Source organism: Isoptericola sp. GX10416 (genome assembly GCF_056590155.1).
Window position 1 is genome coordinate 39,804 of sequence record NZ_JBWPVO010000003.1, and the last position, 23,177, is coordinate 62,980.

Genomic DNA, 23,177 nt, shown 5'->3' on the forward strand with positions numbered 1-23,177 from the left:
GAGTCAACGTGGAGATCACGATCGGTGTGCAGAACCTGAGCCGCGAGCTGGTCGTCGAGACCGACCAGAGCGCCGACGACGTCGCCAAGGCGGTCCGCAAGGCACTCGACGGAGCTTCCGCGCTCGAGCTCAAGGACGCCAAGGGCCGCCTGATCATCGTGCCGTCCGCGACCATCGGGTACGTCGAGATCGGCAGCGGCGAGCAGCGCCCGGTCGGCTTCGGGAGCCTCTGAGCCCGACAGCAGCTGAGCCTCGGCAGCACGAGCGCACGACGCGGCGACGGCCCGGCGATCGAGATCGCCGGGCCGTCGGCCGTCCTGAGCAGCGGCCGACGGCCGTCTCGGGCCGTCGCTAGGCCGCGAGCCGCATCCGGTCCATGCGGCGCGTGTGCTCCCCCGTCAGCCGCGCCACCAGCCAGGACCGGACGGCGCCCTCGGCCTCCCGGCCCGCGGGCAGGTCCGCGCCCAGCCGGGCGGCCGCCTCGGCACCGAGCACGACCAGCTCCGGACGCCGGCCGAGCAGGACGGTGACCATGCCGAGCGCCTCGCCGACCACCCGCCGACCCCACAGCGCGAGCCGGGAGGCGAGCACCTCGTCGGCCGCCGCCATACGGGCCAGCAGCCAGATCGCCTCGGCGTCGGCCCCGGCGTCGGCCCCGGCCTCCGGTCCCGGGGCGGGCCGCTCGAGGACCTTGCGCACCGCCCGGCCGCGCGACCCGTCGAGGCCACCCGCCACGATCCGGCAGAAGTCCTGCGCGACGCCGTGGCCCACGACGCCCTTGAGCAGGCCCTCGGCCCAGGCGTCCGTGCGGGTACGGGCGTCGAAGTCGGCGAGCACGTCGTCGAAGGGCTCCATGACCGCCGCTCCCACCACGCCGGGCACGACGCCGTCGTCGGCGCTCACCAGCGCGAAGAGCGCGCGCTGCCGGGCCAGCGCCCGGTCGGCGCCGTCGGCCAGCGCCTGCCGGGTCGCGAGATCCGGCGCGTCGACCGAACGTGCGGCCAGCAGGCCGAACTCCGCGAGCTCGGTGTAGGCCGCGAGGCCCACGAGCTCGACGACCGGTGCGGGGACGGTGGGGTCGACGCCGGCGGCGGTGCGGGGGCTCATCACCGGACCAGGATAGGCGGCGGCGTGACCGACGCCTCCCGCCGGTCGGTGTGCGTTCGGATACGATGGTGTGGTACTTCGGTTGCCCGGTCGTCTCGATGCTGACCCGCCGCGCTCACCGCGCGATGTACTTCCGCGATCGGCTGCCGACCACCTCGGCGCTGCGTGCGACCCGCGGCAAGCCCTCTGGGCAGCCCTCGCGGTCCGTCGCGCCGACGACATGCGAAGGCACCACGTGACCACCACAGACATCACTCCGGACGGCGCCGCAGACGCCACGGCCGGAGCCGACCCGTCGACCGACGAGCCCGACTACTCGTCCGCCTCGGCCATCCAGGCCCAGGACGTCAGCTTCGCCGACTTCGGCGTTCGCGAGGAGATCGTCCGCGCGCTCGGCGACTCCGGCATCACCCACCCCTTCCCGATCCAGGCGATGACCCTCCCGGTCGCCCTGCAGGGCCACGACATCATCGGCCAGGCCAAGACCGGTACCGGCAAGACCCTCGGGTTCGGCGTGCCGCTGCTGCACCGCGTCATCGCGCCCGGCGAGACCGGCTACGACGAGCTGCCCGCACCCGGCAAGCCGCAGGCGCTCGTCGTCGCTCCGACCCGCGAGCTCGCCTCGCAGGTGGCGCGCGACCTCGAGACCGCGTCCAAGCACCGCACGGTCCGGATCGTGCAGATCTACGGCGGCCGTGCGTACGAGCCCCAGATCGAGACCCTCAGCACAGGTGTCGAGGTCGTCGTCGGCACGCCGGGCCGCATGGTCGACCTGCTCAACCAGGGCCACCTGAACCTGACCCGCGCCGCGACCGTCGTGCTCGACGAGGCGGACGAGATGCTCGACCTCGGGTTCCTGCCCGACGTCGAGAAGATCCTGTCCCGCACCCCCGCCGTGCGCCACACGATGCTCTTCTCGGCCACCATGCCCGGCCCGGTCGTGTCCATGGCCCGTCGCTACATGTCGCAGCCGACGCACATCCGCGCGGCCGACCCGGACGACGAGGGCGCCACCGTCAAGAACACCCGCCAGGTGGTCTACCGCGCCCACGCCCTGGACAAGGTCGAGGTCCTGGCCCGCATCCTGCAGGCGGAGGGCCGCGGCCGCACGATCGTGTTCGCCCGCACCAAGCGCACCGCCGCGAAGGTCTCCGACGAGCTGCGCACCCGCGGTTTCGCCGCCGGCGCCATCCACGGCGACCTCGGCCAGGGCGCCCGCGAGCAGGCCCTGCGCGCGCTGCGGCACGGCAACATCGACGTGCTGGTGGCGACCGACGTCGCGGCCCGCGGCATCGACGTCACCGACGTGACGCACGTCGTCAACTACCAGTGCCCCGAGGACGAGCGCACCTACCTGCACCGCATCGGACGCACCGGCCGCGCGGGCAACAAGGGCACCGCGATCACGTTCGTCGACTGGGACGACGTCCCCCGCTGGCAGATGATCGACCGCACGCTCGACCTCGGTCACCCCGAGCCGGTGGAGACCTACTCGTCCTCGCCGCACCTGTTCAGCGAACTCGGCATCCCTGAGGGCACCAAGGGCCGTCTGCCGAAGGGCGCCCAGAGGCTCGGCGGCCTCGACGCGGAGGAGCTCGAGGACCTCGGCGAGACCGGCAAGCGCACCGCCGGAGACCGCGACGGCGGTCGTGGCGGTCGTGGCGGTCGTGGCGGGCGTGGCGGGCGCGACGGCGGGCGCGACGGCGGGCGCGACGGCGGCCGTGGCGGCCAGGGCCGCGGCCCTCGCACCGGCGAGAACCGGCGCTCGGGCGGTCAACGGTCCGAGAACCGGGGGTCCGACGGCGGCACGCGGCCCGACGACAAGCCTGCCGGCGAGGGCTCCGGCGAGGGCCAGCGCCGTCGTCGGCGTCGTCGTCGCAACCCCAGCGGCGGCTCGGGCGAGGGCCAGCAGGACTGAACCGGCACGACAGGTGGGGCCGGCGATCTCGCAAGATCGCGGGCCCCACCTGTGTGCTGTCGGTGCCGTCCCCTAGCCTGCGAGCATGCAGCTCACCTTCACCGCGCCCCTGTGGCAGTGGAAGGCCCGGCAGGACGACGCATGGTGGTTCGTCACCGTGCCGCCCGACGAGTCGGACGCCCTGGCCGACCTGCCGCTCCCACCCCGGGGGTTCGGCTCGATCCGGGTGCGCGTCACGGTGGGCGGCACCACCTGGAGCACGTCGGTGTTCCCCTCCTCGGAGGAGAACGGCTACGTGCTGCCCATGAAGCAGGCCGTCCGCCGGGCCGAGGGCCTGGAGCCGGACGCCCCGGTCCACGTCACCCTCGAACCGCGCGACGTCTGAGCGCCTCGCCAACCCGGTCCGCCCCGCCTACCCCGTGCGCACGAACGCGAAGACCGCGTCGGCGATCTGCTGCACGGCGATCGCCGCGAGCAGGATGCCGGCGATCCGCGTGATGAGCGTGACCCCGGAGTCCCGCAGGACGCGGTGCAGCACGTCGGCGAAGCGCATCGCCAGGTAGAGGCTGACGTGCACCAGCACGATGGCCACCGAGAGCGCCACGATCGCCGGCACGCCCTCGTCCTCCGTGCGCGCCTGCTGGACGAACACCATGGTCGCCACGATGGCGCCGGGGCCGGCCAGGAGCGGCGTGCCGAGCGGCACCAGCGCCACGTTCGCGCCCGGCGTCGCGGCCGTCGCGTCGCCGGAGTCGAACTTCCCGGTCAGGAGCTGCATCGCGACGATGAGGAGCAGCAGACCCCCGGAGGCCTGCAGCGCCGCCAGCGAGATCCCCATGTACTGCAGGAGCTGCTGGCCGAACAGCGCGAAGACCACGATGACGCCGAACGCCACGGCGACGGCCTGCAGCGCCGCGCGGCTGCGCTGCTTGGCGCCCATCGTCGAGGTGAGCGCCAGGAAGACCGGGATGGTGCCGGGCGGGTCCATGATCACCCAGAGCGTCACGAACGCCTGCGTGAACAGCGTCAGGTCGATCACCTGGCTCACGGCCGCAGCACCTCCAGCCCGCCCCGTCGCTCGATCTCCGCCAGCACCGCGGGATCCGTCGTGTTCTCGCCGATCCGGTTGAGCTTGCCACCACCGTGGTAGTCGCTGGACCCGGTGGTCAGCAGGCCCAGCTCGGCGGCGATCTCCCGCAGGCGGGCGCGGTCCGCCTCGTCGTGGTCGCGGTGGTCCACCTCCAGCCCGGCGAGGCCTGCGTCCGCGAGCGCCGCCAGCGTCTCCTCGTCCACCACGCGGCCCCGCTTCCCGGCCCGCGGATGGGCCATGACCGGCACCCCGCCCGCGGCGAGGACCGCCCGGACGGCGTCCGCGGTGTCCGGGGCGTAGTGGGGCACGTAGTACGGGGCGCCCGGGTGCAGCATGGTCGCGAACGCCTCGTCGCGGTCGGCCACGACACCCGCCGCCACGAGCGCGTCCGCGAGGTGCGGACGCCCCACCGTGGCGCCGTCGTGCGTCTGGGCGACGACGTCCTGCCAGGTCACCGGGAAGTCCTCGGCCAGCCGGTCGGTCATCCGACGCGCCCGCATCAGCCGGTCGTCGCGGGTGCGGGTCAGCTCGGTCACGAGGGCCGGGTGCGCGGGGTCGTGCAGGTAGGCGAGCAGGTGGACGCTGATGCCGCCGTCGGGCGTCGCGCTCCGCGTGGAGATCTCCGTGCCGCGCACCAGGGCGACGCCCGTGCTCGCCACCGCCGCGGCCGCCTCGGCCCAGCCGCTGGTGGTGTCGTGGTCGGTGAGCGCCACGACCGCCAGGCCGGCAGCGGCGGCGGCCTCCAGGACCTGACGCGGCGTGTCCGTGCCGTCTGACGCGCGCGAGTGTGTGTGGAGGTCGATCACCCGGCAAGTGTACGGACGGCGATGCTCACAACGTCTCCACGGGGCCTGACGCGGCCGTCCGCCAGCGGTCCTCGACCACGCGCGACCATCGGAAGGATGGACCAGCACACCGATCCGGCACGGCACGACGCCCGCCCCCAGGACGGGCGGTCCACGGCTGCGCGCCCGGGCGTCGTGTTCGTCCACGGGATGCGGACGTCGTCGGCGATCTGGAGCTCCCAGGTGGACCATGTGCGGCGCGCCGGCCACGAGGCGGTGGCCGTCGACCTGCCCGCCCACGGCGCGCGCCGCGCCGAACGCTTCTCCATGGGGCGGGCGTTCGAGGTGATCGACGGCGCGGCGAGCTCGTTCCGCCCCGGCACCCCCGTCGTCGTCGTCGGCCTGTCCCTCGGCGGCTACACGTCGCTCGCGTGGGCCGCGCGCCGCACCCGTGCCGCGCCCGACGGCGACGCTCCACCCCTCGCCGGGGTCGTCGCCGCGGCCTGCACGGCCGATCCCCGGGGCAAGCCGGTGGCCCTCTTCCGCGACGCCGCCCGGCTCGCCGTCTCGGGGACGACGGCGGCCCGGCGGGCTGCTCTTCGCACCTGGCGCGCTCCGCTCGGGTGGGTCCGCAGCCGCCCCGGCGGCACGGACGTGCCCGCCGTCCACACCGGAGCGCCGGGCGGCGTGGTGGACGAGGCGTACCGGCCCGGCTGGGACGTCGTGACGGACGCGCTCACAGGGCTCGCCGGCCGGTCCTCCGTGGCGAACCTGCGCGCGATCCGGGCGCCCGTCTGGCTCGTCAACGGCGCCCGTGACCGCATGCGTCTCGAGGAGTCCCGACACCTGGCCGCCGCCGCCCGCGGCGCGCTCGTCGTGGTGCCCGACGCCGGGCACGACGTCAACACCGAGGCACCCGCGGCGTTCAACCACACCCTCTCCCGGGCGCTCGACGAGTTCGCCCGCCGGTGACCGCGCCTCGACCTGCGGTGCGCCGTCGACCCGCCGTGCGGCAGGTGGGAGACTGGACCGCATGAGCGACACCACCCCGGTCGACCAGACCAGCGACGACGCCGTCGAGGGCCGCGGGAGCAACCGTTCCCACCGTCCCGACTCCCGCGCGTTCAAGGACTTCATCACCTCGCAGTGGGGTCCGCGACCGGACCTCGGCGTGACGCCGGGCCGCGCGGTGCCCTTCACCGCCGAACGGCGCGCGAAGCTGTCCGCGCGCTTCCCCGGCACCCGCCTCGTGCTCCCCGCCGGTCCTCTCAAGCAGCGCTCCAACGACACCGACTACCGGTTCCGGCCCCACTCGGCGTTCGCCCACCTCACCGGGCTGGGCACCGACCAGGAGCCCGACGCCGTGCTGGTGCTGCACCCGGTGGCGCAGGGCGAGGGCGACCCGGGCGCGGACGGCGACGGGTCGAACCACCACGCGGTGCTGTACGTGCGTCCGCTGGCCCCGCGCAACACCGAGGAGTTCTACGCCGACGCCCGCTACGGCGAGTTCTGGGTCGGCGCCCGGCCGAGCCTCGACGACGTCACCACGCTGACGGGCATCGAGGCGCGGCACGTGGACGAGCTGCGCGAGGCGCTCGCCAAGGACGTCGGCGCGGACGGTGTGCAGGTCCTCGTGATCACCGAGGCCGACGAGGAGATCGCGGCACTGATCGAGGCGATCCGCACCGAGGCGGGCACCGAGGAGGACGCGTCGGACGAGACGCTCGCCGAGGCCGCCTCCGAGCTGCGCCTCGTCAAGGACGAGCTCGAGATCGAGCTCATGCGAGCCGCCGTCGGCCACACCGTCGAAGGCTTCGAGGCCGTGGTGCTCGCGCTGCCGCGCGCCGTCGAGCACCGCCGTGGGGAGCGGGTCATCGAGACCACGTTCGACGCCCACGCTCGCCTCGAGGGCAACACCGTGGGCTACGAGACCATCGCGGCCGCCGGCGAGCACGCCACCACGCTGCACTGGATCACCAACGACGGCGTGGTCCGGTCCGGGGACATGGTCCTGCTCGACGGCGGGGTCGAGGTCGACGAGCTCTACACGGCCGACGTGACCCGCACCCTGCCGGTCGACGGCGAGTTCACCGAGGTCCAGCGGCGCATCTACACCGCCGTCCTCGACGCCGCGGACGCCGCGTTCGCCGTCGCCAAGCCGGGGGCGAAGTTCCGTGACGTGCACGCGGCCGCCATGGAGGTCATCGCGGCGCGGCTCGAGGAGTGGGGACTGCTGCCCGTCCCGGCCGAGGAGGCGTTGACCCCGGAGGGCCAGCAGCACCGCCGCTGGATGGTGCACGGCACGTCGCACCACCTCGGCCTGGACGTGCACGACTGCGCGCAGGCCCGCCGCGAGATGTACCTCAACGGTGTGCTCGAGCCGGGCATGGTCTTCACCATCGAACCGGGCCTCTACTTCAAGGCCGACGACCTCGCCGTCCCTGAGGAGTACCGCGGGATCGGGGTGCGCATCGAGGACGACGTGCTCGTCACCGCTGACGGCAACGAGAACCTGTCCGCGGCGCTCCCCCGCCGCCCGGAGGACGTCGAGGCCTGGATGGCGCGCCTGCGCGGCTGACACCCGTGCGGCCGAATCCCTTCGGCAGGAAGTGAGGGGGCAGGCAGAGAAGACGCAGTGCTGTGCTGGTCAGCGGTCGCGCGGGGGGGCGTACGGGTCGTCCGGGTCCACCGTGGACTCCGGAGCGGCCGTGGCAGACCCGGACGGCGGCGTCGGGCCCGTGCGTGACGGGTCCTCGGGCAGCTCCGGCCCCGTGGCGGGCGGCTGCGGGTGCGAAGGCCCCTCGCCGCCAGCACCTCCCGCACCACCCTGCGACCCGCCCGGTCGCATCGCCCCGTAGCGCGGGGCGCCGTCGGGCATGGTCCACCGGGGGTCGGGCGCGGAGGGCGTGGCCGGTGCTGCGGGACGCTCCGGCGTGCGCTGCTTGCCGAGGCCGCTGGGCGAGTCGGCGAGCATCCGCCGCGCCTCGCCGGCCTGCTCGGGCGCGCAGAGGATGGCATAGGTCGAGGCGACGATCTGCGACTGCGACGTGAAGTCTCGCCGGCCTCCGGTGAACGCGTAGGAGAGCACGGAGAACATCAGCCCGAACCCGGCACCGAGGCCCAGGGCCACGAAGAGCACGCTGGTCGCGCCGCCGGCGAACAGGGTGAGCAGCAGGCCCACGAAGAACCCGAACCATGCACCGGACAGCGCGCCGGCGAGCGCCACCCGCCCGTAGGTGAGCCGCCCGGTGACGCGCTCGACCATGCGCAGGTCGGTGCCCACGATCGTCACGTGCTGGACGGCGAACTTCTCGTCCGACAGGTAGTCGACCGCCTTCTGCGCCTCCAGGTAGGAGTCGTAGGCGGCGATCTCCTCCCCCTTGGGCAGGGTCGGCACGCGGGGCACGACGGACTGACGGCTCATGCTCATCCGGCCAGTATCCCGCACACGACGGCGGGACGGCTACACGAGTCGCGGCGCCCGTAGGATCGGAGCATGGCTTCACCCACCGCCGACCTCGAGGCTCGCGTCCGTGACGCGCTGTCCGCCGTCGTCGATCCCGAGATCCGCCGCCCGCTCACCGAGCTGAACATGATCCGCTCGGTCGCCGTCAGCGCCCCGGCCGCGGCCGACGGCGACGGACCGGACGGCGCGCACGTCACCGTGGGCGTGGACCTCACCATCGCCGGGTGCCCCATGAAGTCGACCCTGGTGCGCGACGTGACCGCCGCGACCGAGCGGGTCGAGGGCGTCGGCTCCGTCGACGTCGAGCTCGGCGTCATGACGCCCGAGCAGCGCAAGTCCCTGCGGTCCCAGCTCCGTGGCGGTGCCGGCGACCCGATCATCCCGTTCGCGCAGGCGGGCTCGCTGACGAAGGTCTTCGCCGTCGCGTCCGGCAAGGGCGGCGTCGGCAAGTCGTCGGTGACCGCGAACCTGGCGGCGGCCATGGCCGCCGACGGCCTCAGCGTGGGCGTGCTCGACGCCGACATCTACGGCTTCTCGATCCCCCGCATGCTGGGCGTCGACCGACAGCCCACCCGCGTCGACTCGATGCTCCTGCCGCCGATCGCGCACGGCGTCAAGGTCGTCTCGATCGGCATGTTCGTGCCTGCCGGCCAGCCGGTCGTGTGGCGCGGGCCGATGCTGCACCGGGCCCTGGAGCAGTTCCTCGCCGACGTGTTCTGGGGCGACCTGGACGTGCTGCTGCTCGACCTGCCCCCCGGCACCGGGGACATCGCCATCTCGGTGGCGCAGCTCCTGCCCGGCAGCGAGATCCTCGTGGTCACCACACCGCAGGTGGCCGCCGCCGAGGTGGCCGAACGGGCCGGGTCGATCGCGACCCAGACGTCCCAGGGCGTGGTGGGCGTCGTGGAGAACATGTCGTGGCTCGCGCAGCCCGACGGCTCCCGCCTGGAGATCTTCGGTTCCGGTGGCGGGGAGCGCGTCGCCCGGAGCCTCACGGAGACCGTGGGCACGGAGGTCCCGCTCCTCGGGCAGGTCCCGCTGGACGTGCCCGTCCGCGAGGGCGGCGACGACGGCACCCCCGTGGTGCTCACCGATCCCGACTCCCCCGGCGCGCAGGTGCTGCGCGACGTCGCGCGGCTCCTCTCCGGCCGGGCGCGCGGCCTGGCGGGCAGGCAGCTCGGCGTGACGCCCGTCGGCTCGGCCGGCCACGGGCAGGGCTGAGCAGCCGTCCCGGAGGAAGCGCCGGATCGGTGATACTGGGGGCCATGACGTCTCCCCAGTGGCTCGATTCCTGGTCCGCCGACGACGGCGCCGCCCGTGTCCGCACCCTGTTCACCGAGGCTTTCGGGGACGACGGCGCGCCGGACGGCGTGTGGTCCGCCCCGGGGCGCGTGAACCTGATCGGGGAGCACACCGACTACAACGCCGGGCTGGCCCTGCCCGTGGCGCTCCCCCACCGCACCTACGTGGCGCTGCGGTCGCGGACCGACGGCCTCGTGCGCCTCGCCTCGGCCCAGGCTCCCGACGAGCGGTGGGAGACGGCGCTCGACGAGGTCACCCCCGGGGTCACCCACGGCTGGGGGGCGTACGTGGCCGGCGTCGCCTGGGCGCTGCGCGCCGCGGGTCACGAGGTCTCCGGGTTCGACGCCGTCGTCGACTCGTGCGTGCCGTTCGGCGCGGGCCTGTCCTCGTCGGCCGCGCTGGAGTGCGCGGTCGCGGTCGCGCTCGACGCGGTCCACTCGCTGGGTCTGGCGGCCGACGACGCCGGCCGGGCAGAGCTGGTGACGGCGTGCGTCCGGGCCGAGAACGAGATCGCGGGCGCGCCGACCGGCGGCATGGACCAGGCGGCGTCGCTCCGCTGCTCCGCCGGGCACGCCCTGCTCCTGGACTGCCGGCCCGGCCTCACCGCGCTCGAGTCCGCCGAGCGGGTGCCCTTCGACCTGGCCGCGGCCGGGCTGACGCTGCTCGTGGTGGACACCCGGGCCGAGCACGCGCTCGTCGACGGGCAGTACGCCCAGCGCCGGGCCGCGTGCGAGCAGGCCGCGGACATCCTTGGGGTCGCCTCGTTGCGCGAGATCGCGCCCGACGAGCTCGACGTCGCCCTGGACAAGCTCGGCGGCACCGAGGACGCCGAGGTCCTGCGCCGCCGGGTCCGGCACGTGGTCACCGAGATCGCGCGCACCGCCGAGTTCGCGAACCTGGTGCGCGCCGGACGGGCCACCGAGGTCGGCCCGCTCATGAACGCCTCGCACGCCTCGCTGCGGGACGACTACGAGGTCTCCGCACACGAGCTCGACCTGGTGGTCGAGGCGGCGCTCGGCGCCGGAGCGCTCGGTGCGCGGATGACCGGCGGGGGGTTCGGCGGGTCAGCCATCGCCCTGGTCCGCGCCGCGGACGTCGACGGCGTCACCGCGGCCGTCCAGACGGCGTTCGACGAGGCCGGGCTCGCAGCGCCCGGATTCCTGCTCGCACCGCCGTCGGACCCCGCGCGCTGATCGTCGGCGCCGTCGTCGGCGCCTCAGCGGATCATCCCGACGGGTCGTCGCGGTCCTCGCCGCGGCGGAGCTGGGCCAGCACGTCGTCGAAGAACGAGCGCACCTCTTCCCACCGCACGGTGGCGTTGCCGAGGTGCTCCTCGAGCCGGTCGATCTCAGCGTGCTGCGCGTCCTGCCGGCGCCGCTCGGCCAGCTCGCGGCGCACCTCGGCCAGCTTGGCCTCTGCCTCGGCGACGATCCGCTCGAGCTCGCGCTCGACGGCGGCCGCGTCCTCCGGCCTGCCCGTGGTCATGGGGTCACCTGCCCGTCCGTGCGGGCTCACAGCATCGTGGTGATGCCGATGAGTGCCAGCGGGATGCCCACGAACACTCCGAGCACCCAGGCCGCGGCCCACACCTTGTTGGTGGCGGCGACATTACCGAGCCACGTCGCGCCGCGCAGCGGGAGCTGGCGCAGCAGCGGCAGACCGAAGACCACCAGCGCCGCGAACACGTTGAACAGCACGTGCACGAACGCGGCCTGCAGGGCGAGCGTGCCCTCCGCCCCGGTGAACGCGAAGGCCGCGATCAGGGCGGTGACCGTGGTCCCGATGTTGGCGCCCACGGTGAACGGGTAGATCTGCTTGAGCGAGAAGGTGCCGGACCCGGCGAGCGGGATCATCAGGCTGGTCGTGGTCGAGGAGGACTGGACCATCACGGTCATCGCGGCGCCGCTGGCGATACCGGTCAGCGGACCGCGACCCACGGAGGCGTGCAGCACCTCGGCCGCGCGGCCGACCATGAGCACCTTGAGCAGCTTGCCGAGCCAGTTGATGACCGCAAGGATCAGGCCGATGCCGAGGACGATCATCGCGACGCCGTGCCAGGCACCGGGGAGGAACGAGGTGGACCAGCCGAGCAGGTCCGCGAGCGGCTCGGTGACGGCGTCCACGACGGTCCCGAGCGCGCCGAACAGCGTGGCGACGATGCCGCCGTCGGACCCGGAGGCCGCGTCCGCGAGCCAGGCGGACGACTTCTGGAGGAAGCCGAACGCGAGCTCCAGCGGGAGGAAGATGGCGACGGCGATCAGGTTGAAGAAGTCGTGCACTGTCGCGGCGGAGAACGCGCGGCGGAAGGTCTCCCGGTCGCGCACCATGCCCAGGCTGACCAGCGTGTTGGTCAGGGTCGTGCCGATGTTGGCACCCATGAGCATCGGGATCGCGATGCTCATCGGCAGGCCGCCGGCCACGAGGCCGACGGTCACCGAGGTGGTCGTCGAGCTCGACTGCGTGGCCGCGGTGAACAGGACGCCGACCATCAGCGCGACGAACGGGTTCGACGCGAACGCGAACAGCGACTCGGCGGAGTCGCCCGTCGCCACCTTGAAACCGGAGCCGATCAGCTCCACGGCAGTGATGAGGACGTAGACGCCGACGACGATGCCCAGCCAGTTGGCGGTGCGCAGCGCGCGGCCGGACAGGCCGAGCCGCTCGAACGGGCTGACCAGCCGGGACTCGCGCTGGTCGACCTCGGCCGGAGCGGCGGAGGTCACGGACGCCTGCGGCAGGACGTCGGTCATGGAGTCTCCCGTGGAGGTGAGGTGATCGCCCCGGCGGCGACCGCTGCTCGTCATCACTCTCCGAGAGAACCAGGCCAGAGTGACCTCACGCCTGACCCCAGGTGAACAGAAGATGAACAGGCACGGTTCCGTGCATCACAGGTTCATCTCGTCCCGGTCACAGCGGACGTGCCTGTCACAGCGGGAGGGCGTAGCTCGCCACCACCGCCGAGTGGTCGCTCCACCGCTCCTCGTACGACGGCGCCCTGTCCACCTCGACCTTGACCGCCTGGTCGGCGAGCCGGCGGTTCGCGAGCTGGTAGTCGATCCGCCAGCCGCGGTCGTTGGTGAACGCCTGCCCGCGCCAGGTCCACCACGTGTACGGACCCGGCCCGTCACCGCCGTGGGCGCGGCCGAGGTCGGTCCAGCCGCCGTCGAGCCAGCGGTCGACGTAGGCGCGCTCCTCGGGCAGGAAGCCGGCACTCTTGCGGTTGCCCTTGAAGTTCGCGAGGTCGACCTCCCGGTGGGCGATGTTCAGGTCGCCCGCCACGAGGGCCGGGGCCGCGCCGGAGGCGAGATCGGCAAGCCGCGCCGATACCCGGTCCAGGTGGGCGTACTTGGCGACCATCGTGTGCTCCTGGCCGGGGTTCGTCGACCCCGAGTGCAGGTAGGCCGAGACCACGGTGAGCGGCGCGCCGCCGGGTAGCGTCAGGTCCGCCTCCAGCCAGCGCCCGGTGTCGACGTCGGGCTCCGTGCCGCCGTCGGGCAGCGCGAGCCCGCCGCGCACCGCGGCGATCGGGAGGCGTGACGCGACGGCGACGCCGGCCCGCCCCTTGAGCTCGGACGGCAGGTGGGCGACGTGCCAGCCGTCGAGGTAGTCGCGCACGAGCGCGTCGGGGGCCCGGACCTCCTGCAGCAGCAGGACGTCGGGCGAGCGGCGGGAGATCCAGTCGTGCATGCCGCGGCGGAAGGCGGCACGGATCCCGTTGACGTTGGCGGTCGCGATGGTCAGCACGCGGGCAATCCCACCACACGCCACCGACGACCGTCAGCGGCGCAGCTCACCCGTCCGGGACGTCACTCACCCGCGTGGGCGGCCTCCAGCGCGGCGACGTCGATCTTGGACATCGTCAGCATCGCCTGCATCGCCCGCTGGTTCGCCGCGGTGGAGTAGTCGCCGCAGAGCTCCTCGAGCTGCTTCGGGACGACCTGCCAGCTCACGCCGAAGCGGTCGGTGCACCACCCGCACGGGCCCGGTCTGCCGCCGTCGGCCGTGAACAGGTTCCAGTAGTGGTCGACCTCGTCCTGCCCGTCGCAGAGCAGGTAGAGGCTGAAGGCCTCGTCGAGCCGGAGGTCGGGCCCGGCGTTGAGGCCGACGACGTCGACGCCGCAGACCGTGAACTCGACGATGAACGGTTCGCCCGCCACGACGCCGGGGATCCCCTCGGACGCCGTGAGCACGTTGCCGACCCTGGAGCCGGGGACGTGCTCGGCGTAGAACGCCGCGGCCTCGTGCGCGTCGTTGTCGGCGAACCACAGATGGGGTCGCACCGTGACCATGTCGTTGCCTCCCTCCACTCCCCCGGTCGGGGGTCCTGAGAGGTACGACGCCGCGCACCTGGCGAACTCATCGGCCGTCAGGTCGCAGCGAGCCGCCGCTTCTCCGCCGCCACGTCGTAGGTGGCCGTGGGCCACTGCGGGTCGATGTCCTCCAGGCCCCCCAGCAGCAGCGCCTGGACGGCGAGCCTCGCGTACCACTTCGCGTTCGCCGGCACGACGTACCAGGGGGCGCGCTCGGTCGAGGTGCGGTCGAACACCGTCTGGAACGCCTCCATGTAGCGCGGCCAGAGCTGGCGCTCGTCCACGTCCCCCGGGTTGTACTTCCAGTGCTTGTCGGGCCGGTCGAGCCGCTCCATGAGGCGCGCCTTCTGCTCCTCGGAGGAGATGTGGAGCATGACCTTGACGACCCTCGTCCCCGAGTCCGTCAGCCGCCGCTCGAAGTCGTCGATCGCACCGTAGCGGCGCTCGATCTCCGCGGACGGCGCGAGCCCGCGCACGGCACCGATGAGGACGTCCTCGTAGTGCGAGCGGTCGAACACGCCGATGAACCCCGCTTCGGGGACCTCCTTCTCCACCCGCCACAGGAAGTCGTGCCCCAGCTCCTCCGGCGTCGGCTTCTTGAACGCCTTGAGCTGGATCCCCTGCGGGTCGGTGGCTCCGATGACGTGGCGGACGATCCCACCCTTGCCCGCGGAGTCCATCGCCTGGAGGACGAGCAGCACCGACGGAGCGGCCGGGTCCTGCCTGCTCTGGGCGTAGAGGCGCTCCTGCAGGTCGGCCAGCTGGTCGGTCCCCGCGCGCAGGTCGGCGCGGCCGTGCTTCTTGCGTCCGTCGTAGCCAGGTGTGGTGTCCGGGTCGACGTCGGCCAGGCGGAAGCCCGGCCCGACCCGGAGCAGCTCGCCCGGGTCAGCGGTCCAGCGGTCCTCGCGCGTCACGGTCATCCCGTCATCATCGCAAGGTCGGGGCGGCGGCGTCGGCCGTGCGGCACGGCCGACGCCGGGGCGGTCAGCCGACCGTGCGCTCCGCAGCCTCGACCGCGCTGCGGAACAGCATCGCGATCGTCGTCGGACCGACGCCGCCGATCCGCGGCGTGATCGCGCCGGCGACCTCCTCGCAGGACTCGTCCACGTCCGGCAGCAGCTTGCGACCCTCGTACCGGACGCCGCCACCGACGACCGTCACGCCCGGCGTCAGGTGCTCCGGCTGCAGGATGCCCGGGACACCGGCTGCCGCGATGACGATGTCGGCACGCTTGGTGTACTCCGGCCAGTCCGGCACCCCGGTGTGGACCACGGTGACGGCGGCGTTCGCCGTCGGACGCTTCTGCGAGAGCAGCAGCGCCAGCGGCCGCCCGAGCGTCGTGCCGCGCCCGAGGATGCAGACCTCGCGCCCGGCCACCGGGATCTCGTAGTGGGCGAGCAGCGTCTCGATCCCCGCCGGCGTGGCGGGCACGGGACCCGGCATGCCCAGGGCGAGACGCCCCATGTTCACGGGGTGGAGCGCGTCGACGTCCTTGTCCGGGTCGAGCGCCAGCAGCGCCGCGTCGAAGTCGATCTGCGGGGGCGTCGGGTGCTGGATCAGCACGGAGTCGACGTCGTCGGCGTCGTTCATCTCCCGCACCGCCGCCAGGACGTCCGCCTGCGCGGCGTCCTGCGGCAGATAGATGTGCGGCGAGCTGAAACCGAGCTCGGTCGCCTTGTCCATCTTCATGCGGATGTAGCCGGCGCTCGCGGAGTCGTCGCCCACGAGGATCGTGCCGAGACCTGGCCGGTGACCGGCGGCGACGAGCGCCTCGATCCGCGGGGCGAGGTCGGCGAACACGGCCTCGGCGACCGGCCCGCCCGGCAGCATCCGGGCGGTCACTGCTGCAGCTCCGGGTACAGCGGGAAGTCGGCGGTGAGCTGCGCGACGCGGGCCGACAGGGCCGCGGTGTCCGCACCCTCGCCGTCGCGCAGGGCGACCGCGATGATGTCCGCGACCTCGGTGAACTCCTCGTCGCCGAAGCCGCGGGTGGCGAGCGCCGGGGTGCCGATGCGCAGGCCGGAGGTGACGCGCGGCGGGCGCGGGTCGAACGGGACGGCGTTGCGGTTGACGGTGATGCCGACGGAGTGCAGGAGGTCCTCCGCCTGCTGGCCGTCCATCGCCGAGTGCCGCAGGTCCACCAGTGCCAGGTGGACGTCCGTGCCACCGGTGAGCACGGAGACGCCGGTCCCCGCGACGTCCGCCTGCGAGAGGCGGTCCGCGATGATGCGGGCGCCGCGCAGGGTGCGCTCCTGGCGCTCCGTGAAGGCGTCCGACGCCGCCAGCTTGAACGCCACGGCCTTGCCCGCGATGACGTGCATGAGCGGGCCGCCCTGCTGGCCGGGGAAGACGGCGGAGTTCAGCTTCTTCGCGTACTCCTCCTTCGCCAGGATGAAGCCGGAGCGCGGTCCACCGATCGTCTTGTGCACCGTGGAGGAGACGACGTCGGCGTGCGGCACCGGGGAGAGGTGGAGCCCGGCGGCGACCAGGCCGGCGAAGTGCGCCATGTCCACCCAGAGCTTGGCGCCGACCTCGTCCGCGATCTCCCGGAACGCGGGGAAGTCGAGCTGGCGGGGGTAGGCGGACCAGCCGGCGATGATGACGTCCGGGCGGTGCTCCAGGGCGCGCCTGCGGACCTCGTCCATCTCGATCCGGTGCGACTCCGGGTCGACGCCGTACCCGGCGACGTCGTACAGCTTGCCGGAGAAGTTGATCTTCATGCCGTGCGTGAGGTGACCGCCGTGGGCCAGCTCGAGGCCGAGGATCTTGTCGCCCGGGTTGATCAGCGCGTGCAGCACGGCGGCGTTGGCCTGCGCACCGGAGTGCGGCTGGACGTTGGCGTACTCGGCGCCGAACAGCTCCTTGGCGCGGGCGATCGCGAGGTTCTCCGCGATGTCGACCTGCTCGCAGCCGCCGTAGTAGCGGCGGCCCGGGTATCCCTCGGCGTACTTGTTGGTCAGGACCGAGCCCTGGGCCTGGAGGACGGCGCGCGGCACGAAGTTCTCCGACGCGATCATCTCGAGGGTGTCGCGCTGGCGGGCCAGCTCGCCGTCGAGGACGGCGGCGATCTCCGGGTCCACCTCGGACAGTGGGGCGTCGAACGTGGGGTCGGGTGCGCTCATGGCGGCGTCTCCTGCTGTGTCGGCGGTTGCACGGGTTGTCGTTACCGACCGGGCCCAGGCGACCGACCCGTCGTCAGCACAGCGCGTCGCTCCCCGGTGGTGATCCACCTGTACGCCAGTCGCGACGTGGCGATCCTAGCCGATCGTCCTGTCGGGGAGCAGCCGGCAGCGGCCGGCTTCAGGCCGACCGCTCAGGGCTCCGGCACCTCGGTGGTCGCCACCGGCCAGCCGTCCTCCCAGGCCAGGTCCTGGATCGCCAGGCGGAACGCGCCGCCGTCGTCGCCGTCGTAGAAGTGGTACGCGAGCCGACCCTGCGAGAGCGACTGCCCGCCGGGCCCGATCATCGGGCCCTCGGTACCGAGCACCAGGGTGCCGCCGCCCAGCGCCATGTCCTTGCCCTCGGCGTCGAGGTACGGCCCGGTGACGTCCTGCGCACGGCCCACGTGGATCGAGTAGGTCGAGTCGACGCCGGAGCAGCACTTGCCCCAGGAGACGAACAGGTAGTACCAGCCGTCGCGCTCGACGACGTACGGCGCCTCGATCTGGTTCTCCGGCACACCGGAGCGGGTGGCGACCATGGTCGGTTCGGCACCGTCGGCCGGCATGCCGGACGGCCACTCCAGCGGAACCATCTGGATCCCGCCCCAGAACGAGCCGAAGAAGAGCCACGGGCTGCCGTCGGTGTCCTCGACGACCCCGGGGTCGATCGCGTTGTAGCTCGTCTCACCCGCCTGCGAGCGCCACACGGCGCCCTCGTGGGTCCAGCCGTAGTCGGGGTCGGCCGGGTCGAGGGTCGGGCTGGTGGCCAGCCCGATCGCCGACGTGTTCGACCCGAACGTGGAGGCCGAGTAGTAGAGGTACCAGGTGCCGTCGCGCTCGACCAGCTCGGGGGCCCAGTAGTGCTCGACGCCGTCGATCGTCTCGCGCACCCACTGCGGGTCGTCGGCGCTCGACCAGGCCGGGCCGACCCGCTCCCACGTGGACCCGCCGTCGTCGGAGCGGTGCACCATGGGCGCCCCGAGGCCGCGTCCGGGATCGCCGGTGGAGTAGACGAACCAGGGGTCGCCGTCGTCGCCCACCACCAGCGCCGGGTCGTGGGTCCGCAGGTCCCCGGTCAGTGCGAGCGGCTCCGGCGCGGGCTCCCAGGGCCGCAGGACGGCCAGCGCGACGGCGGCGACGGCGGCAACCAGGGCGGCGACCAGGGCGATCGTGCGGGCGCGGGTCAAGGGGTTCCTCACCGGTCGTCCCGCAGGAGCCGGACGCCGTGGGCGGGCACGTCGACGGCGATCACGGTGTCGTGCCCGGTGGCGGCGGTCGCGGGCTCGGTGCGCACCTGTCCGCCCGTCCACACGTCGGTGAGCGTGGTGGGCGTCCCGGGCAGCGCGGCCGCTGCGGCCGGCACCCGGATGCGGCGCGGCGTGGCTGCGGTGTTGAACACGGCGGCCCAGCGGGTCGTGGCGTCGTCGGTGGCGGCGCCCCAGACGACGGTGTCCTGCTCGCGCAGCAGCTCGCGGCCGCCGGTCGAGCGGCCCGCCACCTCGAGCACCCCGAGGTGCGTGAGGTCGGCGACGGTGCCGGGGTCCGTCGACGGCAGGTCGCCGCCGACCATGAGCGGCGAGCGGGCGAGGCACCACAGCGTGAGCAGGGTGCGCCGTTCGTCGGTGGTCAGGGCCGAGTCCCGGGGCTCGCCCCGTTCGGCGCGCAGGCCGATGCGGCCCAGCGGGAGCATGTCGGCGTCGGCCCAGCCGTCAGGTCCCGAGTGCGGCGCCCAGCGGGCCATGCGGCCGAGCTGGGCCTCGACGTCCTCCCACCGGTCCCACAGGTCGTCGGAGACCCGCCAGGCGTCGGCGTGCGCGCGCAGGTGGTCGAGGTGGGCGAGCGAGAGGTCGGTGCCGGGCGACAGCGAGATCGTGACGTGGCGGTCGTGGTTCCGGCCCGCGCGGCGGACGGCGGTGGCGAGGGCCTCGACGGCGTCCGCGTGGTAGGGCGCCAGCATGTCGTCGACCTTGAGGTAGTCGACGCCCCACCCGACGACGTGGTCGATCATCGCGTCGAGCCAGACCTGGGCCCCCGGGTGGGTGTGGTCCAGCCCGTAGCTGTCCCCGTTCCAGGGGCAGGTGCTGGTCGTGTCCGCGATGTCGCGGGTGGTGTACGGCGTGCCGGGCACGGGCAGGTCGGCGGCGACGGCCCGGCGGGCGATCCCGCGCATCAGGTGGATGCCGAACCGCAGCCCGAGGTCGTGGACGGCGTCGGCGAGGGGCCGGAACCCGGCGCCGTCGACGGCGGACGGGAAGCGTTCGGTCGCGGGCTGCAGGAACCCGCGCGTGTCGAAGCGCAGCGGGGCGTCGTCGTTGTACCCGCCGGCACGCGCCGTGGGCTCGTACCATTGGATGTCGACGACGACGGTGTCCCAGCCGGCGTGCGCCATGTGCGTCGCCAGGTACCGCGCGTTCGCCAGGACCTCCTCCTCGGTGACCGTGGTGCCGAAGCAGTCCCAGGAGTTCCAGCCCATGGGTGGACGTGTCCGCGGGGGGTTGCTCGGCATGGTGGATCCTCTCGGCCGGGACGTCGTGGCAGGCCAGAACTATCCCTGCCTGGCGCCTGCCGGTCAACGGGTTCGGGCACTTGCTTCTTCATCGTTGTACATCCGTGACCGGAGCCACTTGACCGACCCACGTGGCGCGTGCAAATGTTGCTTCCGTCGGTGGCTCTCCATCGATGTAAAGCGGATCGGGAGCCGCACTCACAGGACCAGCCCCGTGCCGCGTCTAGGCTCTACGAGAGGACCCCGTGATGAAGAAGTCACGCCTGACCGCCGGCGTCGTCGCCGGGCTCATCGTCGCCGGCACCGCTGCGTGCAGCACCGGCGGCGGCGAGTCGAGCGACGGCCTCACCTTCATGTTCCGAGGCGGCGACGACGAGAAGGCCGCGTACCAGGCCGCGATCGACCGGTTCACCGAGAATACCGGTGTCGAGGTCGAGGTCATCGTCACCGACGTCGACCAGTACGCCACCAAGCTGCAGGCGGCGATCGCCGGCAACACCGTCCCGGACGTGTTCTACATCGAGCAGGCCAACCTGCAGTCCTACGTCAGCTCCGGGGTCCTCATGGACATCACCGACCAGGTGGCCGAGCTCGACGTGGACCTCGACAACATCTGGGACTACGGCGTCAACTCCTACCGCTACGACGGGACGCTCCAGGGCACTCCGGAAGGACGCCTCTACGGGCTGCCGAAGGACATCGGCCCGTTCGCCATGGGCTACAACAAGACGATGCTCGAGGAGGCCGGCATCGACCTGCCGGACGTCGACGAGCCCCTCACCTTCGACGAGTGGCTGCCGATCCTCGAGGAGCTGACCCAGGACACCGACGGCGACGGCGAGACCGACCAGTGGGGCACCGGCCTCAACGTCGAGTGGAACCTGCAGTCGTTCGTCTGGAGCAACGGCGGTGACTGGACCAACGAGGACAAGACCGAGGTCACGGTCGACACGCCGGAGTTCGCCGAGGCCCTGCAGTTCTTCACCGACCTCACCACGGAGCACGGCGTCACGCCGGACCCGGAGCAGGCGCAGACGCTCGACACGTACCAGCGCTTCATGGCCGGCGAGATCGGGTTCTTCCCCGTCGGCCCGTGGGACATGAGCGTCTACAACGAGCTCGACTTCGAGTACGACCTCATGCCCTGGCCCGTCGGCCAGACCGGTGAGACCGCCGCGTGGGTCGGCTCCCTCGGCATCGGGGTCTCCCAGACGACCGACATGCCCGCAGAGGCCGTCGAGCTGGTGACCTACCTGTCCACGGACGAGGAGGCCCAGCAGACCCTCATCGACGCCAACATCCAGATCCCGAACCGGATCGACACCGCCCAGGAGTGGGCCGCGGAGGAGGACGCGGTCCCGGCCAACCGCCAGGAGTTCCTGGACATCGCCGAGGACTACGGCCGCGCCATGCCCGCCGCCTTCACCTACGGCGCCGCCTGGTACGACGAGCTCTGGGTCAACATCCAGCCCGTGGTCGACGGCGACAAGCCGGCAGCGGAGTACCTCGCCGAGGTCCAGCCGCAGATGCAGGCGCTCCTCGACGAGTCGAACGCCCAGGCCGAGATGGCGGCCGAGCAGAACGACGGCTGACACCGATCCATCCCGGGGGCGCGAGCGGCGCTCGGCCGCTCGCGCCCCCGTCTCCGCACCCCTGGACGAAGGAGTCTGCGATGACCTCCGCCACGACACCGGCCCCCACCAGTCTGCCCGCGGCCGCGCGGCAGCAGGCCGCGAACCGCAAGAAACCCCCGTTGAGCGACGGGTCGTCGCGGCTGCACCGCAGCGAGAAGAAGTGGGCGCTGCTGTTCGTGGCGATCCCGGTGCTCGGCTACCTGCTCTTCATCCTCTACCCGGTGCTCTTCGCGCTCTACGCGTCGTTCACCCGGTGGAACGGGCTCGGTCCGATGCGGTTCATCGGGCTGGACAACTACGTCGCCCTGCTCGGCGACGAGCGGTTCCAGCTCTCGCTGTTCAACACGTTCTTCTACATGATCGGCATCCCGATCGGCCTGGCGCTGTCCCTGGCGCTCGCCATCGCGATGAACCGCAAGCTCGTGGGGCTCACGGCCTTCCGCACCATCTACTACATCCCCGTGATCTCCTCCCTCGCCGCCATCGCGATCCTGTGGCAGTGGGCGTACAACGGCGACTTCGGCCTGGTGAACCAGTTCCTCGGGTTCTTCGGGATCGAGGGGCCGAACTGGCTGGCCGACGCCACCTGGTCCAAGCCCGCGATCATCATGATGGCCGTCTGGAAGGGGCTCGGGTACTCGATGCTGCTCTACCTGGCAGCCATCCAGTCCGTGCCCCGGTCGCTGTACGAGGCGGCCGAGCTCGACGGCGCGGGAGCCTGGCAGCGGTTCCGCACCATCACCCTGCCGATGGTCCAGCCGGTGACCTTCTTCCTGGTGGTCACCAACATCATCCAGGGCGCCATGATCTTCACCGAGATCCAGATCATGACCCCGGGCGGCGGGCCCGAGTACTCGACGGCGTCGGCCGTCTACCACATCTGGCGCCAGGCCTTCCAGTACCAGCAGATGGGCTACGCCACCGCCATGGCGATCGTGCTGGGGATCCTCATCTTCATCATCACGCTCATCCAGTTCCGGCTGAACAAGCGCAGCAGCTTCGTCATCGACTGAGGTCAGGAGCAGACATGAGCACCTCGAAGGACAAGAACCAGCTGAGCCGCACCGCGCGCTCCCGCATCACCGACGTCATCGTCTGGATCATCCTGGCGGCCGGCGCGGCCTTCATGATCGCCCCGCTGCTGTGGATGGTCACGACCTCCCTGAAGACCCAGGTCGAGGTCTTCGCCCTGCCCCCCGTGTGGATCCCCGAGGTCCTGCAGTGGGACACCTACGTGCGCATGTGGCAGGACTCCCTCGTGCTGTCCGGGTTCAAGAACTCGGCCATCGTCGCGTTCACCGTGACGATCATCGGCACGTTCACGTGCTCGCTGGCGGCGTTCTCGCTGGCGAAGATGCGCCTGCCCTACCGCAACGCGATCTTCATCGGCCTGCTGACCGGCATCATGATCCCGTTCCCGACGATCATGATCCCGCAGTTCGTCATGTTCGCGAAGATCGGCTGGGTCGACACGCTCCTGCCGCTGATCGTCCCCGCGATCTTCGGGAACATCGTCATGATCTTCTTCCTGCGGCAGTACCTCGAGAGCGTGCCGAACTCGTTGGTCGAGGCCGCGAAGATCGACGGGGCGTCCTACTGGCAGATCTTCTGGCGGATGATCATGCCCATCATCCGCCCGGCCGTGGCCGCACAGTTCATCCTCTGGTTCATGGTGGTCTGGAACGACTACCTCGCACCGATCCTGTACCTGAACACGCCGGAGAAGCAGACCCTCCAGGTCGTCATCGCGAACATGAACGTCCAGTACGCGACGCAACGCGACTACCCGCTCATCATGGCGGCCTCGTTCGTGGCGCTCCTGCCGATCCTCGCGGTGTTCCTGGTGTTCCAGCGCCAGATCATCGAGTCGATCGCGCTGACGGGTTCCAAGGGCTGAC

The 23,177-nt window shown here is 72.3% G+C and carries 23 protein-coding genes and 1 riboswitch; of the genes, 10 read left to right on the forward strand and 13 right to left on the reverse strand.

Annotated elements, in window-relative coordinates:
* Nucleotides 1–8: 8 nt before the first annotated feature.
* Complete coding sequence (locus tag ACWAT2_RS05985; protein ID WP_402372200.1) at nucleotides 9–233, forward strand: DUF3107 domain-containing protein; 225 nt, start codon at nucleotides 9–11, stop codon at nucleotides 231–233.
* A gap of 118 nt (nucleotides 234–351) precedes the next feature.
* On the opposite strand, the gene ACWAT2_RS05990 is transcribed toward ACWAT2_RS05985, so the two are convergent.
* Nucleotides 352–1,107 carry a ferritin-like fold-containing protein gene (locus tag ACWAT2_RS05990; protein WP_402372202.1) on the reverse strand — a complete coding sequence of 252 codons (756 nt, stop codon included), beginning with the start codon at nucleotides 1,105–1,107 and terminating at the stop codon, nucleotides 352–354.
* A gap of 220 nt (nucleotides 1,108–1,327) precedes the next feature.
* Between ACWAT2_RS05990 and ACWAT2_RS05995 the strand changes: the two genes are divergently transcribed.
* Both ACWAT2_RS05995 and ACWAT2_RS06000 read left to right on the forward strand, forming a co-directional pair.
* Nucleotides 1,328–3,025: a DEAD/DEAH box helicase gene (locus ACWAT2_RS05995; RefSeq protein ID WP_449768912.1), complete on the forward strand. Its 1,698-nt coding sequence runs from the start codon at nucleotides 1,328–1,330 to the stop codon at nucleotides 3,023–3,025.
* 85 nt (nucleotides 3,026–3,110) lie between these two features.
* On the forward strand, nucleotides 3,111–3,410 hold the full coding sequence (locus ACWAT2_RS06000; protein ID WP_402372206.1) for a DUF1905 domain-containing protein: 300 nt from the start codon (nucleotides 3,111–3,113) through the stop codon (nucleotides 3,408–3,410).
* A gap of 27 nt (nucleotides 3,411–3,437) precedes the next feature.
* Here ACWAT2_RS06000 and ACWAT2_RS06005 read toward each other — a convergent pair whose 3' ends face one another.
* Nucleotides 3,438–4,073 carry a MarC family protein gene (locus ACWAT2_RS06005; RefSeq protein WP_402372208.1) on the reverse strand — a complete coding sequence of 212 codons (636 nt, stop codon included), beginning with the start codon at nucleotides 4,071–4,073 and terminating at the stop codon, nucleotides 3,438–3,440.
* Nucleotides 4,070–4,921 (reverse strand): PHP domain-containing protein, encoded by an 852-nt coding sequence (locus ACWAT2_RS06010; RefSeq protein WP_402372209.1) that lies wholly within the window; start codon nucleotides 4,919–4,921, stop codon nucleotides 4,070–4,072. The genes ACWAT2_RS06005 and ACWAT2_RS06010 overlap by 4 nt, the downstream gene beginning before the upstream one ends.
* A 96-nt stretch (nucleotides 4,922–5,017) precedes the next feature.
* Between ACWAT2_RS06010 and ACWAT2_RS06015 the strand changes: the two genes are divergently transcribed.
* Nucleotides 5,018–5,872, forward strand: a complete 855-nt coding sequence (locus ACWAT2_RS06015) for an alpha/beta fold hydrolase (protein ID WP_402372211.1) — start codon at nucleotides 5,018–5,020, stop codon at nucleotides 5,870–5,872.
* A gap of 61 nt (nucleotides 5,873–5,933) precedes the next feature.
* Nucleotides 5,934–7,478, forward strand: a complete 1,545-nt coding sequence (locus ACWAT2_RS06020; protein ID WP_402372212.1) for an aminopeptidase P family protein — start codon at nucleotides 5,934–5,936, stop codon at nucleotides 7,476–7,478.
* A gap of 69 nt (nucleotides 7,479–7,547) precedes the next feature.
* Here ACWAT2_RS06020 and ACWAT2_RS06025 read toward each other — a convergent pair whose 3' ends face one another.
* Nucleotides 7,548–8,330 carry a YflT domain-containing protein gene (locus ACWAT2_RS06025; RefSeq protein ID WP_402372214.1) on the reverse strand — a complete coding sequence of 261 codons (783 nt, stop codon included), beginning with the start codon at nucleotides 8,328–8,330 and terminating at the stop codon, nucleotides 7,548–7,550.
* A 66-nt stretch (nucleotides 8,331–8,396) separates the two neighbouring features.
* Here ACWAT2_RS06025 and ACWAT2_RS06030 point away from each other — a divergent pair, with 66 nt between their 5' ends.
* Entirely contained in the window at nucleotides 8,397–9,587 is a 1,191-nt protein-coding gene (locus ACWAT2_RS06030) for a P-loop NTPase (protein ID WP_402372216.1), read from the forward strand.
* Between the two features lie 44 nt (nucleotides 9,588–9,631).
* Nucleotides 9,632–10,861: a galactokinase gene (gene galK, locus ACWAT2_RS06035; protein ID WP_402372217.1), complete on the forward strand. Its 1,230-nt coding sequence runs from the start codon at nucleotides 9,632–9,634 to the stop codon at nucleotides 10,859–10,861.
* 31 nt (nucleotides 10,862–10,892) lie between these two features.
* Here the strand turns inward: galK and ACWAT2_RS06040 are convergent, their stop codons facing one another.
* The 9 genes from ACWAT2_RS06040 to ACWAT2_RS06080 all read right to left on the reverse strand — a co-directional run bounded on the left by ACWAT2_RS06040 (nucleotide 10,893) and on the right by ACWAT2_RS06080 (nucleotide 19,645).
* Nucleotides 10,893–11,153, reverse strand: coding sequence for a hypothetical protein (locus ACWAT2_RS06040; RefSeq protein WP_402372219.1), 261 nt, complete (start codon nucleotides 11,151–11,153; stop codon nucleotides 10,893–10,895).
* Nucleotides 11,154–11,179: 26 nt separating this feature from the next.
* Nucleotides 11,180–12,418, reverse strand: a complete 1,239-nt coding sequence (locus tag ACWAT2_RS06045) for a Na/Pi symporter (RefSeq protein WP_402372221.1) — start codon at nucleotides 12,416–12,418, stop codon at nucleotides 11,180–11,182.
* Nucleotides 12,419–12,593: 175 nt separating this feature from the next.
* Nucleotides 12,594–13,412 (reverse strand): exodeoxyribonuclease III, encoded by an 819-nt coding sequence (locus ACWAT2_RS06050; protein ID WP_402372223.1) that lies wholly within the window; start codon nucleotides 13,410–13,412, stop codon nucleotides 12,594–12,596.
* Between the two features lie 62 nt (nucleotides 13,413–13,474).
* Nucleotides 13,475–13,957 carry a VOC family protein gene (locus ACWAT2_RS06055; protein ID WP_402372225.1) on the reverse strand — a complete coding sequence of 161 codons (483 nt, stop codon included), beginning with the start codon at nucleotides 13,955–13,957 and terminating at the stop codon, nucleotides 13,475–13,477.
* A 77-nt stretch (nucleotides 13,958–14,034) separates the two neighbouring features.
* Entirely contained in the window at nucleotides 14,035–14,898 is an 864-nt protein-coding gene (locus tag ACWAT2_RS06060; RefSeq protein ID WP_402372227.1) for a polyphosphate kinase 2 family protein, read from the reverse strand.
* A gap of 64 nt (nucleotides 14,899–14,962) precedes the next feature.
* Nucleotides 14,963–15,820 carry a bifunctional 5,10-methylenetetrahydrofolate dehydrogenase/5,10-methenyltetrahydrofolate cyclohydrolase gene (locus ACWAT2_RS06065; protein ID WP_402372228.1) on the reverse strand — a complete coding sequence of 286 codons (858 nt, stop codon included), beginning with the start codon at nucleotides 15,818–15,820 and terminating at the stop codon, nucleotides 14,963–14,965.
* Complete coding sequence (gene glyA, locus ACWAT2_RS06070; RefSeq protein WP_402372230.1) at nucleotides 15,817–17,100, reverse strand: serine hydroxymethyltransferase; 1,284 nt, start codon at nucleotides 17,098–17,100, stop codon at nucleotides 15,817–15,819. Before glyA ends, ACWAT2_RS06065 begins: the two co-directional genes overlap by 4 nt.
* A gap of 45 nt (nucleotides 17,101–17,145) precedes the next feature.
* Nucleotides 17,146–17,233: riboswitch (ZMP/ZTP riboswitch) on the reverse strand.
* 58 nt (nucleotides 17,234–17,291) lie between these two features.
* A complete protein-coding gene (locus tag ACWAT2_RS06075; protein ID WP_402372231.1) occupies nucleotides 17,292–18,338 on the reverse strand; it encodes an arabinan endo-1,5-alpha-L-arabinosidase in 1,047 nt (348 codons plus the stop codon).
* Complete coding sequence (locus tag ACWAT2_RS06080) at nucleotides 18,335–19,645, reverse strand: glycoside hydrolase family 27 protein (RefSeq protein ID WP_402372233.1); 1,311 nt, start codon at nucleotides 19,643–19,645, stop codon at nucleotides 18,335–18,337. Before ACWAT2_RS06080 ends, ACWAT2_RS06075 begins: the two co-directional genes overlap by 4 nt.
* A 248-nt stretch (nucleotides 19,646–19,893) precedes the next feature.
* Between ACWAT2_RS06080 and ACWAT2_RS06085 the strand changes: the two genes are divergently transcribed.
* The 3 genes from ACWAT2_RS06085 to ACWAT2_RS06095 all read left to right on the forward strand — a co-directional run bounded on the left by ACWAT2_RS06085 (nucleotide 19,894) and on the right by ACWAT2_RS06095 (nucleotide 23,176).
* Nucleotides 19,894–21,237 carry an ABC transporter substrate-binding protein gene (locus tag ACWAT2_RS06085; protein ID WP_402372234.1) on the forward strand — a complete coding sequence of 448 codons (1,344 nt, stop codon included), beginning with the start codon at nucleotides 19,894–19,896 and terminating at the stop codon, nucleotides 21,235–21,237.
* An 80-nt stretch (nucleotides 21,238–21,317) separates the two neighbouring features.
* Complete coding sequence (locus tag ACWAT2_RS06090; protein ID WP_402372236.1) at nucleotides 21,318–22,292, forward strand: carbohydrate ABC transporter permease; 975 nt, start codon at nucleotides 21,318–21,320, stop codon at nucleotides 22,290–22,292.
* Nucleotides 22,293–22,306: 14 nt separating this feature from the next.
* The gene (locus ACWAT2_RS06095; protein ID WP_402372238.1) at nucleotides 22,307–23,176 is read left to right on the forward strand and encodes a carbohydrate ABC transporter permease; all 870 of its coding nucleotides are present in this window, start codon (nucleotides 22,307–22,309) and stop codon (nucleotides 23,174–23,176) included.
* Nucleotide 23,177 lies beyond the last annotated feature (1 nt).

What these genes read in the sequence shown, in the direction of transcription:
- ACWAT2_RS05995 (WP_449768912.1), top strand. Translation starts at nt 1,328, where the DNA reads ATGCGAAGGCACCACGTGACCACCACAGACATCACTCCGGACGGCGCC.
- galK (WP_402372217.1), top strand. Translation starts at nt 9,632, where the DNA reads ATGACGTCTCCCCAGTGGCTCGATTCCTGGTCCGCCGACGACGGCGCC.
- ACWAT2_RS06090 (WP_402372236.1), top strand. Translation starts at nt 21,318, where the DNA reads ATGACCTCCGCCACGACACCGGCCCCCACCAGTCTGCCCGCGGCCGCG.
- ACWAT2_RS06040 (WP_402372219.1), bottom strand. Translation starts at nt 11,153, where the DNA reads ATGACCACGGGCAGGCCGGAGGACGCGGCCGCCGTCGAGCGCGAGCTC.
- ACWAT2_RS06015 (WP_402372211.1), top strand. Translation starts at nt 5,018, where the DNA reads ATGGACCAGCACACCGATCCGGCACGGCACGACGCCCGCCCCCAGGAC.
- ACWAT2_RS06025 (WP_402372214.1), bottom strand. Translation starts at nt 8,330, where the DNA reads ATGAGCATGAGCCGTCAGTCCGTCGTGCCCCGCGTGCCGACCCTGCCC.
- ACWAT2_RS06030 (WP_402372216.1), top strand. Translation starts at nt 8,397, where the DNA reads ATGGCTTCACCCACCGCCGACCTCGAGGCTCGCGTCCGTGACGCGCTG.
- ACWAT2_RS06080 (WP_402372233.1), bottom strand. Translation starts at nt 19,645, where the DNA reads ATGCCGAGCAACCCCCCGCGGACACGTCCACCCATGGGCTGGAACTCC.
- ACWAT2_RS06055 (WP_402372225.1), bottom strand. Translation starts at nt 13,957, where the DNA reads ATGGTCACGGTGCGACCCCATCTGTGGTTCGCCGACAACGACGCGCAC.
- ACWAT2_RS05990 (WP_402372202.1), bottom strand. Translation starts at nt 1,107, where the DNA reads ATGAGCCCCCGCACCGCCGCCGGCGTCGACCCCACCGTCCCCGCACCG.
- ACWAT2_RS06045 (WP_402372221.1), bottom strand. Translation starts at nt 12,418, where the DNA reads ATGACCGACGTCCTGCCGCAGGCGTCCGTGACCTCCGCCGCTCCGGCC.
- ACWAT2_RS06020 (WP_402372212.1), top strand. Translation starts at nt 5,934, where the DNA reads ATGAGCGACACCACCCCGGTCGACCAGACCAGCGACGACGCCGTCGAG.
- glyA (WP_402372230.1), bottom strand. Translation starts at nt 17,100, where the DNA reads ATGAGCGCACCCGACCCCACGTTCGACGCCCCACTGTCCGAGGTGGAC.
- ACWAT2_RS06085 (WP_402372234.1), top strand. Translation starts at nt 19,894, where the DNA reads ATGAAGAAGTCACGCCTGACCGCCGGCGTCGTCGCCGGGCTCATCGTC.
- ACWAT2_RS06095 (WP_402372238.1), top strand. Translation starts at nt 22,307, where the DNA reads ATGAGCACCTCGAAGGACAAGAACCAGCTGAGCCGCACCGCGCGCTCC.
- ACWAT2_RS06000 (WP_402372206.1), top strand. Translation starts at nt 3,111, where the DNA reads ATGCAGCTCACCTTCACCGCGCCCCTGTGGCAGTGGAAGGCCCGGCAG.
- ACWAT2_RS06060 (WP_402372227.1), bottom strand. Translation starts at nt 14,898, where the DNA reads ATGACCGTGACGCGCGAGGACCGCTGGACCGCTGACCCGGGCGAGCTG.